The following is a 14,712-nucleotide window of genomic DNA, read 5'->3' as shown; positions in this document are numbered from 1 at the left end:
ACAAAGCCACAACCGGCCGCCCAGACAAAGCCACAACCAGCCAGCCACACCACAGGCACAACCAACAAGCACAACCAACAAGCACAACCAACAAGCACAAGCACAACCCCCTCAGGCGTACAGGCGCACAACCAACCCAGGGAGCTGGTGACATGCGCGGTCGACCTGCTGTGCTCGGAATCGTGCTCGCGGGCGGGGAGGGCAAGCGCCTGATGCCCCTCACCGCCGACCGGGCCAAGCCCGCCGTCGTCTTCGGCGGGGCCTACCGGCTCGTCGACTTCGTCCTGTCGAGCCTCGTGAACGGCGACATCCTGCGGATCTGCGTCCTGACGCAGTACAAGTCGCATTCGCTGGACCGGCACGTCTCCACGACCTGGCGGATGTCCAGCCTGCTCGGGAACTACGTCACGCCGGTTCCGGCCCAGCAGCGGCTCGGCCCCCGCTGGTACCTGGGCAGTGCCGACGCCATTCTCCAGTCGCTCAACCTCGTTCACGACGAACAGCCCGACTACATCGCGGTGTTCGGCGCGGACCACGTCTACCGCATGGACCCGCGTCAGATGCTGGACCAGCACATCGAGAGCGGCGCAGGCGTGACGGTGGCGGGGATCAGGGTGCCGCGCACCGACGCCGCGTCGTTCGGGGTCATCACCCCGGCGAGCGACGGGACCCGCGTGGAGCGGTTCCTGGAGAAGCCCACGGACCCGCCGGGCCTGGCCGGTGCCCCGCACCAGGTCTTCGCCTCCATGGGCAACTACATCTTCACCACGAAGGTCCTCGTCGACGCGCTGCAGCGGGACGCCGAGGACGACAACTCCGTGCACGACATGGGCGGTTCGCTCCTGCCGATGCTCACCGAGCGCGGGCTGGCCCAGCTCTACGACTTCGACACCAACCACGTCCCCGGCGAGACCCCGCGCGACCACGGCTACTGGCGCGACGTCGGCACCCTGGACGCGTACTACGAGGCGCACCTGGACCTCATCTCCGACCAGCCGACGTTCAACCTCGACAACCGCCGCTGGCCCCTCTACACCCACCCGGGCCAGCTGCCGCCCGCCAAGTTCTGCGCGGGCGGCATCGCGAGCGCCTCCATCGTCAGCCCGGGCTGCGTCATCCGCGGCCAGGTGACCCGCTCCGTCCTGTCGCCCGGCGTGACCGTCGCGGAGGGCGCCGTCGTGCAGGGCTCGGTGCTGCACGACAACGTCAGGGTGGGCCGGGGCGCTGTGGTCCGCGGTGCCGTCCTCGACAAGAACGTGGACGTGCCCCCGGGCGCCACCATCGGCGTCAACCCCCAGCGGGACGCGGAGCTTTACACCGTGTCGAAGAGCGGCGTGATCGCCCTGGGGAAGGGGCAGTACGTTCCCGGCTAGGCACCTGTCCGCCGGTGAGACCACGCGTCCGGCCAAAGCGACACCTGTCCGACAGCGAGCCCCCGGCGGGCACGGCAACGCACCCCTTGACGCGCCCGCACCCGGCCCGAAGAATGATCGCGGTTCGCGCATTGACAACGTTGTCGAGAGCTCCAAGGAGGCGTCCCCGCCCATGAGATGGACCCCACGACCACGCGGAGCAGCCGTGGCCCTGGCCACCACCGCACTCCTCGCCGGCGCCCTCGCCGTCCCCGCCGCGCAGGCCGAGAGCCCCGGTCGCGAAGGCCGACTGACCGACCTGGTCAACCCGTTCATCGGGACGGAGAACGAGGGCAACACCTACCCCGGCGCCGCCGTCCCCTTCGGCATGGTGCAGCTCTCGCCGGACACCGGGCACAACACCGGCTACGACCACTCCGACACCCACATCCGCGGCTTCTCCGCCGTCCATCTCTCCGGCGTGGGTTGCGGGCTGGGCGGCGACCTGCCCGTCCTGCCGACCACCGGGGACGTGACGGAGACCGACTACGCCAAGTACGCGGCGGAGTTCAGCCACGACACGGAGAAGGCCGCCCCGGGGACGTACCGGGTCGGTTTCAAGAACGGCATCGGCGCCGAGCTGACCGCGAGCGAGCGCACCGGAGTGCAGCGCTACACCTTCCCCGCCACCGCCAAGGCCAAGGCCAACGTCCTGCTCAACGCGGGCCAGTCGCTGCACAAGACGACCGCCACCAAGGTCGAGATCCTGGACAACAGGACCGTGCGGACGGCGATCACCGGCAGCGGCTTCTGCCAGGACACGAAGCCGTACACGGTCTACACGGTCACCCGCTTCGACCGGCCCTTCGCCTCCTCCGGGACCTGGAAGGGCGGGGCCGTCACCGAGGGGTCGAAGGAGTCGCGCGCGAAGGACGAGCGCAACGGCGCGTTCGTCCGCTTCGACGCCACCAAGGACCGCACCGTGGAGGCGACCACCGCGCTCTCGTACGTCGACGCGAAGGGCGCGGCCCTCAACCTCCGTGCGGAAGGCGGGCGTTCGTACGGCAGGGTGGCCCGCGCCGCGCGCGCCGCGTGGGAGGACCGGCTCGACGACGTGCGGGCGAAGGGCGGCAGCGACACGCTGCGGCGGACCTTCTACTCGTCCCTGTACCGCTCGTTCCTCGCGCCCAACATCGGCAGCGACGCGGACGGCCGCTACACCGGCTGGGATCAGAAGATCCACCGGGCCAAGGGGTTCACGTACTACCAGAACTGGTCCCTGTGGGACACCTACCGCACCCAGGCCCAGCTCCTCGCGCTGCTCGCGCCGCGCGAGTCGCGGGACATGGCGCTCTCCGTCCTGAAGATCGACGAGGAGAGCGGCTGGCTGCCCAAGTGGGGCTACGGCACGGTCGAGACGAACATCATGACCGGCGACCCGGTCACCCCGTTCCTCACCAACGCCTACCAGCAGGGGCTGTTGAAGGGGTCCCCGGAGATCGCCGAGCAGGCGTACCGGGCGCTGAAGAAGAACGCCGACGGGGTGCCGCCCGCCGACTCGGCGCCCGTGGGCCGCGAGGCCAACAAGGAGTACCTCGCCGACGGCTTCGCCCCGTACGTCAAGGGCCGTCCGCACCAGAAACCCGGAGACTCGGACTACGACCACGGTGCCTCCGCGACCCTCGAGTACGCCCTCTCGGACGCCATGCTCGGCCAGATGGCGCGCGACCTGGGGCACGAGGACGACGCGAAGCGGTATCTGGCGCGGGCGCAGAACTACCGGAAGATCTTTGACGGTTCGACCGGCTTCTTCCGCGCGCGGGACGCCGCCGGTGCCTTCACCGGGCCCGCCGACCCGGCCAAGAGCGAGGGCTTCCACGAGGGCACCAGCTGGCAGTACCAGTGGCTGGTACCGCAGGACCTGCCCGGCATGGTCGACCTGATCGGCGGCAAGAAGGCGGCGAACGACCGGCTCGACTCCTTCTTCGCGTACGAGCAGCTCCTGAAGGACCCGGCGAAGACGGCGCGCGAGGTGTGGGTCAACGGCCCCTACGACTACTACAACGCCGACAAGTACAACCCGCAGAACGAGCCCGACCTCATCGCCCCGTACACCTATCTGTCCACCGGGCAGCCGTGGAAGACGACGGACGTGGTGCACGCCGCGCTCACGCTCTTCACCGACGCCCCGACCGGCATGACCGGCAACGATGACCTCGGCACGATGTCCGCCTGGAACGTGCTGTCGTCGATTGGCGTCTTCCCGGTCCAGCCCGGCACGGACACCTGGGGCCTGTCGACGCCGGTCTTCGAGCGGGTCGACCTCACTCTGGACCGCCGCTACTACCCGCGCGGCGGGCTCACGGTGACGGCGCCGGGGACCTCGGACAGCAAGCGGTACATCCAGTCCGCGAGCGCCGACGGGGCGGCGTACGGGAAGACGTATCTGACGACCGACGACATCCGTGACATCCGGCGGCTCGCCTTCACGGTGGGGGAGAAGCCCTCGGAGTGGGGGACGTCGGCACAGGCGGCGCCGCCCGCGCTGCGCTGACGTCGTCGCTCACGCCGCAGCTCACGTCACTCAAGCCTCAGAAGACCCGCCTCTTTCAGGAGGGGCGGGTCTTCATCTGTTGTTAACTCAGCGTAGCTTGATCGTACTTGACCGTAATCGCTCGGCGGCGGTTGACTGCTGGCTCACCCCCCCCACGCCGTCGTCGACGCGAGAGCGATCCCTTGACTGCTGAGCCCGCTGAGCCCGCTGAGCCCGCTGAGCCCGCTGCGCCTGCCGAGCCCGCCGCGAACACCGAGCCGCTCACCCCGCTGGATCTCGCCTTCTGGCACCTGGAGTCCGACGAGCACCCCATGCACCTGGGGGCACTCGGCGTCTTCGCGGCCGACGGCCCCGGGGCCGTGCACGCCGCCGCCGAGCTCCTCACCGCCCGCGCGGCCGCCGTGCCGGGCCTGCGGCTGCGCATACGCGCCGTCCTGCTGCCCGTGGGCGGGGCTACTCGCGAGCTCGCGCACGCCTTCGCACCCGGTGATCATGTCCGGCTCGCCGCGCCCGTCGCGGACTTCCACGCGGTGGCGGGCGCGCTGATGGAGCGGCCCCTGGACCGGAACCGGCCGCCGTGGGAGGCACACGTGCTGCCCGGCGCGGACGGGGCGTCGTTCGCGGTGCTCTTCAAGTTCCACCACGCCCTCGCCGACGGGCTGCGTGCCCTCACCCTCGCGGCCGCCCTCATGGACCCCACGGAGCTGCCCGCGCCCCGGGCCGCCCGTCCCGCCGCCGAGCGGCCCGCGCGCCTGCCCGTGCCCGACCCGCGGGCCCTGCCGGGACTCGTGCGTGGCCTGGTCTCCGGGGCCGTACGGGCCCTCGGCATCGGCGCCTCCGTGGCCCGCGCCACCTGGGGCGTACGGTCGTCGCCCGCCCTCGCCGCCGGGGCGAGCGGCACCCGCGCCACCGCGGGCGTCGTGCTCGACCTGGACGACGTGCACCGCGTCCGCAAGGCAGTCGGCGGCGCCGGCTGCACCGTCAACGACGTCCTGCTCGCCGTGGTCGCCGGGGCCGTGCGGCGCTGGCTCGACGAGCGCGGCGACGGCAGCGAGGGCGTGGAGCCGCGCGCCCTGGTGCCCGTGTCCCGGCGCAGGCCGCGCACCGCGCAGCCGCCCGGCAACCGCCTCTCCGGCTATCTCCTGCGCCTGCCCGTGGGCGAGCCCGAGCCGCTCGGCCGGCTGCGCGCCGTGCGCACCTCCATGGACCGCAACAAGGACGCGGGACCGGAGCGGGGCGCGGGGGCCGTCGCGCTGCTCGCCGACCACGTCAGGCCGCTGGCCCACCAGGTGGGCGGCCCCGTCGTCGCGCGCGCCGCCCGGCTGCTCTTCGACGTCCTCGTCACCAGCGTCCCGCTGCCCAGCCTCGGCCTGCGCCTGGGCGGCTGCCCGCTCACCGAGGTGTACCCCTTCGCGCCGCTCGCCCACGGCCACGCCCTGGCCGTCGCCGTCTCCACCTACCGGGGCCGGGTGCACTACGGGCTGGTCGCGGACGCCGCCGCGGTGCCCGACCTGGAGGTCCTCGCCAAGGGGCTGCGGGCCGAGCTGGCGGAGCTCGTGGAGGTCTCCGCTCGGGACTCGGGTTTGGTGCCGGGGCCCACCGCTACGTAAAGTTCTTCTTTTTGAGAGAGCTTCCGCGGGTGCACCGGCACACCGCGGCATGAGTGACGCGAGGACACACGGCGATGACGGTGACAGACGACAGCCAGGAGGAGACCGTTTCGTACGGTCCCGGCATCGATCCGGACCGTCTCGCCGTCTGCCTCAGCGTGCTCGACGAGCTCGACAAGCTGGAGGTCGACCACCCGGACGCGATCGCCGTCCGCCGGGCCACCGCCGGGATCTACCGGACCGTGAAGCAGCGCCGCCGTCAGGAGCGCCGCGCCGCCAAGACCGCCCACGACAAGGCCGTCACGGAGGCCACCGCCACCGGCTCCGCCGAGCGCATCGACGACGAGACCGAGGGCATCCTGCCGTCGTCGAAGACCGAGGAGGGCCGTATCGCGGGGATACTCCAGCGCCCGCGCTCCTGCTACACCTGCAAGACCCGGTACGTGGAAGTCGACTACTTCTACCACCAGCTCTGTCCCGACTGCGCCGCCCTGAACCGCGCCAAGCGCGACGTCCGCGCCGACCTCGGCGGCAAGCGCGCCCTGCTCACCGGCGGCCGCGCCAAGATCGGCATGTACATCGCGCTGCGGCTGCTGCGCGACGGCGCCCACACCACGATCACCACGCGCTTCCCCAAGGACGCCATCCGCCGCTTCAAGGCGATGGACGACTCGGCGGACTGGATGCACCGCCTCGAGGTCGTGGGCATCGACCTGCGCGACCCGGCCCAGTCCGTGGCCCTCGCCGAGCAGGTCGCCGCGGCCGGGCCGCTGGACATCCTCATCAACAACGCGACGCAGACCGTGCGCCGCCTGCCCTCCGCCTACGCCGCGCTCGTCGACGGCGAGAGCGCCCCGCTGCCCGCCGGCGAGCTCCCCGCCCACTCGGTCATCGGCGCCTTCAACTCGGGTGCCGTGGACGGACTCGCGGCCCTGCCCGTCGGCACCAGCGGACTCGACGCGCAGAAGGTCGCCGACCTCGCCCTGGTCGCCGGGAACGCCAGCGTCGCGCGGCACCGCGACGGCAGCGCCATCGACGCGGGCGGCCTTGTCCCGGACGTCGTCGACACCAACACCTGGGTGCAGACCATCGAACAGATTTCCCCCGTGGAGCTGCTCGAGACCCAGCTGTGCAACTACACCTCGCCGTTCATCCTCATCAGCAAGCTGCGCCCGGCGATGGCCGAGGCCGCGAAGAAGGCGGCGAGCGGACGGGCCTACGTCGTCAACGTCTCCGCGATGGAGGGCGTGTTCGGCCGCGGCTACAAGGGTGCGGGCCACCCGAACACGAACGCCGCGAAGGCCGCGATGAACATGGTGACGCGGACCAGCGCCCAGGAGATGTTCCAGACCGACGGCATCCTCATGACCTCGGTCGACACCGGCTGGATCACCGACGAGCGCCCGCACTACGACAAGCTGCGCCTCGCCGACGAGGGCTTCCACGCCCCGCTCGACCTGATCGACGGCGCCGCCCGCGTCTACGACCCGGTGGTGCGCGGCGAGGCGGGCGATGACCTGTACGGCGTCTTCATGAAGGACTACGCGCCGGGCAAGTGGTAGTCCGCGGCTGAAGAGCCGTCGCCCCTGGGGGAGCAGGGCGCACACAGCGCCCTGCAACCTCCGGAAGTCTCGTCGAACACCGCGCGCTCTGTCCGGAATCTTCCCGTTTCCTGGATTCCATAGAGCGGGCCCGCGCTCATTTGGTTAACCTAGAGCGCACGGACGGCCACAAGGGATCCACAAACGCCCCTTGCCCGTCCCGGGACAGGCTGGCAACCCAAGGCCGCGATCCCGCCCCGAACCGGCGCCACCGCGACCGAATGGCTCTTGTCCTTCCGTTACGCGACACAAAGGAGTGCGCGGTGACACCAGATCTCACGAAGCAGGAAAAGCGACCAGTGGACCGCGCCGGCGACCGAGCCGGCCGACCCCACAAGCTCCGCAACCTCGAGGCATGGGCCAAGGCGGCCCCGATCCGCCTCGCCGGTTACGAGGACGACCTCGCGGAGCCGCACATCCTGCAGGGCGTCGACTGAGCAGGACGCTTCGTCCGTGCCCCCGGCCCTGGTTGACCGGGGGCACAGTCATCCGATGTCATCCGATGAGTTGAGATCTCCCTCCAGGGTTCCCTCGGGAACGCTCTTGAGAAATGTCCAAGTCCCCACCGCTGACGGTGCATTGACGCCCCCGCGTGCTCCTTGAATCATCGGACGTCATGACAGCCAACGTCAGCAGACGTGTCTTCGTGACCGCCGCCGTGAGCACGGCCGTCGCCGCCTCCGGCAGCCCCCTCGCCCTGGCCGCCCCGAAGGGCGGAGCCGCGGGAGACGGGGCGGACCCGCCGTACCGCATCGCCGTCGGCCCCGGCGACTCGCCCGAGTCCGTCGTCGCCAAGGCGTCCCAAGTCCGGCCCACCGCACGGCAGATCGCCTGGCAGGAGCTGGAGCAGACCGCCTTCCTGCACTTCGGCGTCAACACCTTCACCGGCCTGGAGTGGGGCACGGGCGACGAGGACCCCGACGTCTTCCAGCCGTCCGCCCTCGACACCGACCAGTGGGCGCGCGCCCTGCGCGACGGCGGCTTCCGACTCGCCATCCTCACCGTCAAGCACCACGACGGCTTCGTCCTCTACCCCTCCCGCCACACCAAGCACTCGGTGGCGAGCAGCAGTTGGCGGGGCGGCAAGGGCGATGTGCTGCGCTCCTTCGCGGACTCGCTGCGCAGGTACGGCCTCAAGGTCGGCGTGTACATCTCGCCCGCCGACGAGAACCAGTATCTGCACGGGGTCTACGCGAACGGCAGCGCCCGCTCGCCCCGCACGATCCCGAGCCCTCGTCCGGACGGTGACGGCCTGCCCACCTTCACGCTGGACGCCACCGACTACGGCGCCCACATGCTCGACCAGCTCTACGAAGTCCTCACCGAGTACGGCCCGATCGACGAGGTGTGGTTCGACGGGGCGCAGGGCCGCATCCCGCCCGACAAGGTCGAGCGCTACGACTGGGACAGCTGGTACGCGCTGATCCGTGCCCTCGCACCGGACGCGGCGGTCGCCGTGCGCGGCCCGGACGTGCGCTGGGTCGGCAACGAAGGGGGCCTGGCCCGGGAGAACGAGTGGAGCGTCGTCCCGGTGAAGGACTCCGGCAACGGCAGCGTCGACTACGCGCTCCGCTACGACGCGCCCGACCAGGGCAGCAGGGCCGCCCTCGCCGAGGCGCGCGCCGTCGCCCAGTACGTGCAGTGGTGGCCCGCGGAGTGCGACGTGTCGATCCGGCCCGGCTGGTTCTACCACGCCGACGAACAGCCCAAGTCCGTCGAGCAGTTGACGGACATCTGGTTCCGCTCGGTGGGCCGCAACGCGGTGCTCCTGCTGAACGTGCCGCCGGACCGGCGGGGCCTGTTGCCGGACGCGGACGTGGCCCGGCTCCGGGAGTTCCGTGAACGGATACGGGCCGAGCTCCCCGCGGACCTGACGCGCGAGCACGGGGCGCGGGTGCGGCGCCGGGGCAGCACGGTCACGGCCGACCTCGGCGGTGACCGCGAGGTCGACCGGATCAGGCTCGCGGAGGACGTCGGCCGCTACGGGCAGCAGGTGGAGCACGCGGTGGTGGAGGTGCGCCGGACGCCGGGCGGGGCGTGGGAGACGGTCGTGGCGGTGGACACCGTCGGGGCGAGCCGGGTCCTGGTCCTGGGGACGGTCGTCAGGGCGCCGGAGTGGCGGGTGCGGGTGACCGCGTCGCGGGGGAAGGCGCGGCTCGCGGAGTTCGGCCTGTACCGGTCCCGTACGTAAGGGGGTTGTTCCCGGCAATTGCCCCGTGCACGGGGGTTGCCTCGTCGCCCGCCCTGGCTGGACCCTCGACGATACCGAGACGGCACGTGCCGCTCGACGTCACCCGGTCGGGGAGGCGGCATGCCACATCGGGGAGAGCCGGGGACGCATTCCCTGCGGGTCAGCGGGCTCGTATCGACATGGGAAGTGGACACCGCCCTGGTGGACATGGCTCCCTTCCTGCTGAAGGCGGACACGGTCGTCGTCGACCTGGCGCGCGCGGAGGCGTTCGAAGTCATCGCCCTGCAGCAGCTGTTGTCCGCGGTGGCCGCCCGCCGCAGCAGAGGACTGGAGACGCGCTTTCGGCTGCCGGCCGGGCCGATGGCGCGTCACCAGCTCCGGCTCTGGGGGTTTCCCGCCGCTGTCGCCGCCGTGACGCGGATACCGTTCCGGCTCCTGGTCGGGCCCGAGGACCACGCCTACTTCGGTGAGGAACCTCCCGCCGGATCCCCGTGGAACGGGGCGCCGAGTCCGCGCTCCTCGGTGCACGCCTATCTCACGGCGCAGCGCTGCTTCGGCCTGCGCGCCTACGAGTTGAGGGACGCGGCGGACCGGCAGCGGATGCTCGACAGCGAGGTCGCCCACTGGGGCGGGCACGCCCTGACGCGGCTGCTCGACAGCGTCGTGCGCGGACCGGCCCGCGACCTCCTGCGCGTCCTGGTGCAGGAGCTGGTGGCCGGTGCCGTGCAGCGCTCCCTCGCCCGCACCGCCGTCATCGGCGCCGAACTCACCCTGCCGCGCACGGCGGGTGACGTCGGGCGGCTCACCCTCAGCGAGTGGGACGACGGCGGCCTGGAGATGGAGCGCAAGGAGCGCAGGACCGGTCCACGGGGCACGGACTCCTTCCTCGTCCACCGCGAGGGGCGGACCCCGGCCCTGGAGACGTACGACGCACGCAGGAAGCCGTGGTCCGACACCGATGACGCCGAGCTGCTCCTCGCGAGTGTGATCGCCAGCAACCCCGGTGACCGCGACGGCACCGGAGGCGGCGAAGGGAGCCACCGCATGTACACGCTCTACAAATGCGCGATCGACTCGTTCGAGGGCAGCCTGCGCATCGACTCCGGCCAGCACCGCCTGCGGATCGAGGCCGCCCCCGACGACGGCGCGCACCGCTACCGCGTCGACCTGAGGTCCGGGGACCGCCTCCCCGACCTGCAGGGGAGCCTGCTCGCGATGCAGCTGCCGGTGCGCGATGCCTGAACCGGACGTGGTGGTCACCGCCCGCAAGATAACCGTGGGCCGCGAGGTCCCCGAGTCGGTCCCCGACGCCCGGACCGCCTTCTACCGCTGGCTGGGAGAGCGCGTGGTCGGCGGTCCCGTCGCGACTCCGACGGCCAGACACACCTTGTACGTCCGGCCGGAAGAACTGCGCTCCCAGTCGCTGGAGGTGCGCGAACACCTCCACAGGTCCCTGCCGACCGACGACCGGCCGCACCTGTTCGTCGTCGACATGGCGGAGAACCCGTATCACCGTCTGAGCGAACCGCTGCTGTGCGACGTCGCGCGGCTCACCGGCGAGTGGTGGAACGCCTCGCCCCGCCGCTCGCTGGCGATCCTGCTGCCCGACCTGCCCCTGGACAGTGCGAGCTTCTGGACCGAACTGCGGTCGCTGGAGGGCGCCGAGGAGCACTCCGCGGTGCTGACCGTGATCGCCAAGGACGGCCAGTACAAGGTGCTCGGCGGCGACCGCTGGGACCCGGGCGAGGGGTTCGCCGCGGACTACGCGGACCGGCAGCCGCAGCCCGAACCGCTGCCGAACCGGCTCTCCATGAAGATCGTCAAGCGGCTCGGGCACTACCGCGTCGGTCATCAGTCCGTGCCCGACTGCCGGCGGTTCTTCTTCGACGTGGAGAACGCCGTCCCGGAGATCAGCGGCCTCGCCGGGGACTGGCTGACGCAGGAGATCATTCCGCACGTCCCCGAACCCGGAAAGGTGTTCCTGCTCAGCAAGGACCAGCAGATGGGACTGCACGAGGCGGTGGCCGGCATCGCGGCGGACCGGGGCTGTCGCTTCGGCAGGTTCGACGCCGACGGCAGGATCTTCGACGGTACGGGGACCCGGCCGCTGAGCGGGGCGGACATCGAGGGGACTGCGGTGCTGTTCTTCGCCGTGGTGGACAAGGTGCGCACGTACGAGGAGGTCATCAGGTCGCTGCGGCGGCAGGGCGTCGACCTCGCTCCCCGCTCCTGGGCCGTCATGATCACCAACCGGCAGGCGCAGGAGACCCTGGCGGCCTCGGCCGTGCCGCTGACGGCGGCCGAGTGCCGCGACCGGCGGACCAAGAGCCGCGCGGAGTGCGAGCAGTGCACCATCGGCCTGCCGCACACCGACCCGCTCCGGGACCGGAGCCACACGCTGCGCAGCTACGACGCCTGGGACATCTTCCTCAACTCCCGGTGGGGCTCCGAGAAGATCACGCCGATGCCCTCGGGGCACCGCTTCCACTACGCCCCCGATCTGAAGGCCGTGTTCGAGGAGCACGGGGGGTGGCTGGCCCACAAGATCATGTCGCTGCTCGACATGCTCCAGGTGCCCTCGCCCGTCGTCTTCGTGTGCCCCGACGAGGCCCCGATCAGGACCCTCGCCGCCAAACTGGCCGCGCTGATGGGCGAGCGCCAGGATGTGGTCCACATCCCCAGCGGCGTCCTCGACCACCGCACCTCGCTCGATGCCGCGGAGGCCCACAAGCAGGTCGAGGAGACGCGCAGCGACCTGTGGCAGCGCCAGCTGCGGGGCCTGCGGGGACGGGGCGACAAGGTCGTGATCCTCGACGAGTTCCGGGCCTCGGGCACGACGGCGCGCACCATGCGGGACCTGCTGCTCCGCCACGGCATCGAGCCGCGCGCCCTCGTTCCGATCATCGACTTCTCCGAGGACTGCGACCTGGACGGGCTGCCCGTCCACTCCCTGTACCGGATCCGGGCGGCGAGGAGCGGGGCATGACGGAGAGCCACCCCGGTGACGGGGCCGTCGCTGCGGGCGCGGCGACGGGGGAGACGGCGGACGAGGCGTGCCGGACGCTCGTCCACCTGCTGTACGGCCGCAGGAACGTGTGGGACCCCCTGGACTCGCCCCCGGACGGGCGCGGCCAGTTGAAGCGCAGCCTGCTGATCGCCGACTACGCCCGCAAGTCGCTGGGGCTGTCGCAGGAGCGGAAGCTGACGCTCGACCGGCTGGTGGTCGACTCCTTCCTGCCCGTCAACCCGTCGGTCCGGTGGCAGGGAGTCCCGCCCGAGGCCGACGCCGTGACCGCCGCCGACATCGGCGTCGTCGTGGTGATCCACGAGGAACTGGAAGCCGTGCTACAGGTCTTCGGCCTCGACCGCGACCGGTTCGAGTCCGCCGCGGGCGGGCAGCGCTTCTACAGTGCCGAGGTGACCAGCGCCTTCCGGCCCGGCCGGCCGCTGTCGGTCGTCATCACACCGGCCGGCCGCGCAGGCAACGTGCACGTCGTCGAGCCCACCCGTGAACTCGTCAAGCGGCACGACCCGCAGGCCGTGTTCCTGCTCGGAACCGCGGCCGGGGTGCGCGGTGCGGTGCGGCTCGGCGACGTCGTGGCGAGCGACCGGGTGCACTACCACGGGATGGGCCGGGTCACGACGAGCGGCTCCGGCGACGACACCGAACAGCAGCCGCGGCCCAAGTACGAGCACGGGAACGACCCTTACGGATACGGGCTCTACTACTTCGACTCCCGGCGCCAGCGGTTCCGCGACCAGGTGGCGGACTTCCTCGCCCGGCTGCCGGCCGACGTGTTCCCCGACCGGGTGACCGCCTCGCACCAGCCCCAGGTGCACACCGGGAACGTGACGATCACGTCGGGGGAGAACGTCCTGCGGGACGGGAAGTTCCTGGCCGCCCTGCGGGAGCGGCACGACGAGACCATCCGCGCCGCCGACATGGAGGCATACGGCTTCGTCCGGGCCGTCGGCGGGCGGCGCTGGCTGATATTCCGGGGCATCAGTGACTACGGGGACGCCCGGCAGCGGGAGAAGTGGAAGTTCCTGTCGTCGGCCTTCGCCGCGCTCAGCCTCCAGGAGTTCCTGCGGACGTGCTATCTGCCGCCGGGAGTGGACTCCTTCTGACGCTCTCCCGCTCGATCAGCCGGGGCAGCGGCACCTGCACCGTCCCGCCGCCCGCCCCGTCCAGGAGGGCCACCAACTCCCGCGCCGCCGTGCGCCCGAAGGACACCGCGTCGCGGGACAGCGCCGTCAGCCACGGATGCACCATCCGGCACAGCGCGGAGTCCTCCCACGACACCACCGACACGTCCTCCGGCACCGCGAACCCGAGCGAGGCCGCCGCCGCCACGCCCGCGACCGCCATCACGTCGTTGTCGTAGACCAGCGCCGTCGGTGGCGACTGGGCGGACAGCACGCGCCGTGTCACCGCCGCGCCCTCCGCGTCCGAGTAGTCCGTCGGCACCGAGCGCACCTCGCTGAGCCCCCGCCGTTCCGCCTCCGCGCGCAGCGTCCGCACCCGCCGCTCGGTGTGCGCGAGCCCCTCGAGTCCCGCGATGTGCACGATCCGGCGGTGCCCCAGCGCGTACAGGTGGTCCACGACCGTGGCCATCGCCCCCGCGTCGTCCACCCAGACCGTGGCGAGCCCGGGGCGCGCCGGGCGATCGGGGTCGGGCACGCCGCCCACCATCACCGCGGGCAGGCCGAGTTCGTCGAGGAGGCCGGGGCGCGGGTCGTCGCGGCGCGGGTCCACGACCAGGACGCCGTCCACCCGGTGCTCGGCCCACCAGCGCCGGTAGGCCGCGCACTCGGCGGCCACGTCCTCCACGACCTGGAAGAGCAGCCCCAACTGCCGCTGGGCGAGCACCTCTTGGACGCCGGAGACCAGCTGGAGGAAGAAGGAGTCCACGCCGAGCGTCGCCGCGGGCCGGGCGAGGACCAGGCCCACCGTCGCGGCGCCCTCGCCCGACAGGGCGCGCGCGGCCGTGCTCGGGCGCCAGCCGAGCTGCTCGGCGACCCGGCGCACCCGGTCGCGGGTGACCTCGGAGACGCCCGGCCGGTCGTTGAGCGCGAAGGACACGGCGCTCTCGGAGACCCCGGCGCGCTGCGCGATGTCCTTCATCGTCGGACGCCGCGCCGACGGCCTCTTGCCTTGCACGTGGTGCCCCCTGGATCCGTTCGAGGAAAGTCGGCAGCTACTAATGCGCTTGAGTCAACTAACCCTAAAGCGCATTAGTCAGCGACCGCAAGGCGCCCAACGCACCTTCCTGAACTGGCCAGTTGAGACTCCAGGACTTTTCTGTGCACCGATCCATTGACTTGGTAAGGGAGTTGCATGCAGGGTCTGCCCGGATGCCGATTCCCGCGGCTGCCGTCCCACGCTGAGCCGAGCAAAGGAGCC

Annotated in this window: 10 protein-coding genes; 9 read left to right on the top strand and 1 reads right to left on the bottom strand. The window is 71.5% G+C overall.

All coding sequences use genetic code 11. The features are described from left to right. Positions 1-152 precede the first annotated feature (152 nt). The 9 genes from glgC (at position 153) to ACQB60_RS14890 (ending at position 13,436) form a co-directional block, all read left to right on the top strand. The gene (gene glgC / locus ACQB60_RS14930; protein ID WP_496926437.1) at positions 153-1,373 is read left to right on the top strand and encodes a glucose-1-phosphate adenylyltransferase; all 1,221 of its coding nucleotides are present in this window, start codon (positions 153-155) and stop codon (positions 1,371-1,373) included. 172 nt (positions 1,374-1,545) lie between these two features. Next, entirely contained in the window at positions 1,546-3,906 is a 2,361-nt protein-coding gene (locus ACQB60_RS14925) for a GH92 family glycosyl hydrolase (RefSeq protein ID WP_496926436.1), read from the top strand. A 269-nt stretch (positions 3,907-4,175) separates the two neighbouring features. Continuing rightward, a complete protein-coding gene (locus ACQB60_RS14920; RefSeq protein WP_496926639.1) occupies positions 4,176-5,516 on the top strand; it encodes a wax ester/triacylglycerol synthase family O-acyltransferase in 1,341 nt (446 codons plus the stop codon). 74 nt (positions 5,517-5,590) lie between these two features. Continuing rightward, positions 5,591-7,078: an SDR family NAD(P)-dependent oxidoreductase gene (locus tag ACQB60_RS14915; protein WP_496926435.1), complete on the top strand. Its 1,488-nt coding sequence runs from the start codon at positions 5,591-5,593 to the stop codon at positions 7,076-7,078. A gap of 302 nt (positions 7,079-7,380) precedes the next feature. Beyond that, the gene (locus tag ACQB60_RS14910; RefSeq protein WP_384837115.1) at positions 7,381-7,554 is read left to right on the top strand and encodes a hypothetical protein; all 174 of its coding nucleotides are present in this window, start codon (positions 7,381-7,383) and stop codon (positions 7,552-7,554) included. 179 nt (positions 7,555-7,733) lie between these two features. After that, the gene (locus tag ACQB60_RS14905; RefSeq protein WP_496926434.1) at positions 7,734-9,308 is read left to right on the top strand and encodes an alpha-L-fucosidase; all 1,575 of its coding nucleotides are present in this window, start codon (positions 7,734-7,736) and stop codon (positions 9,306-9,308) included. A 120-nt stretch (positions 9,309-9,428) separates the two neighbouring features. Continuing rightward, entirely contained in the window at positions 9,429-10,550 is a 1,122-nt protein-coding gene (locus ACQB60_RS14900) for a hypothetical protein (RefSeq protein WP_496926433.1), read from the top strand. Continuing rightward, the gene (locus tag ACQB60_RS14895; protein ID WP_496926432.1) at positions 10,543-12,294 is read left to right on the top strand and encodes a hypothetical protein; all 1,752 of its coding nucleotides are present in this window, start codon (positions 10,543-10,545) and stop codon (positions 12,292-12,294) included. Before ACQB60_RS14900 ends, ACQB60_RS14895 begins: the two co-directional genes overlap by 8 nt. Further along, entirely contained in the window at positions 12,291-13,436 is a 1,146-nt protein-coding gene (locus ACQB60_RS14890; protein WP_496926431.1) for a 5'-methylthioadenosine/S-adenosylhomocysteine nucleosidase family protein, read from the top strand. Before ACQB60_RS14895 ends, ACQB60_RS14890 begins: the two co-directional genes overlap by 4 nt. Here the strand turns inward: ACQB60_RS14890 and ACQB60_RS14885 are convergent. Then, on the bottom strand, positions 13,378-14,433 hold the full coding sequence (locus tag ACQB60_RS14885; RefSeq protein ID WP_496926638.1) for a LacI family DNA-binding transcriptional regulator: 1,056 nt from the start codon (positions 14,431-14,433) through the stop codon (positions 13,378-13,380). The genes ACQB60_RS14890 and ACQB60_RS14885 overlap by 59 nt on opposite strands. Positions 14,434-14,712: the final 279 nt, after the last annotated feature.

Origin of the sequence: Streptomyces odontotermitis, from assembly GCF_050510915.1 — a bacterium.
Lineage (GTDB): Bacteria > Actinomycetota > Actinomycetes > Streptomycetales > Streptomycetaceae > Streptomyces.
Note: the sequence above shows the minus strand (reverse complement) of the source record. Positions and strands in the feature narration are given on the sequence as shown.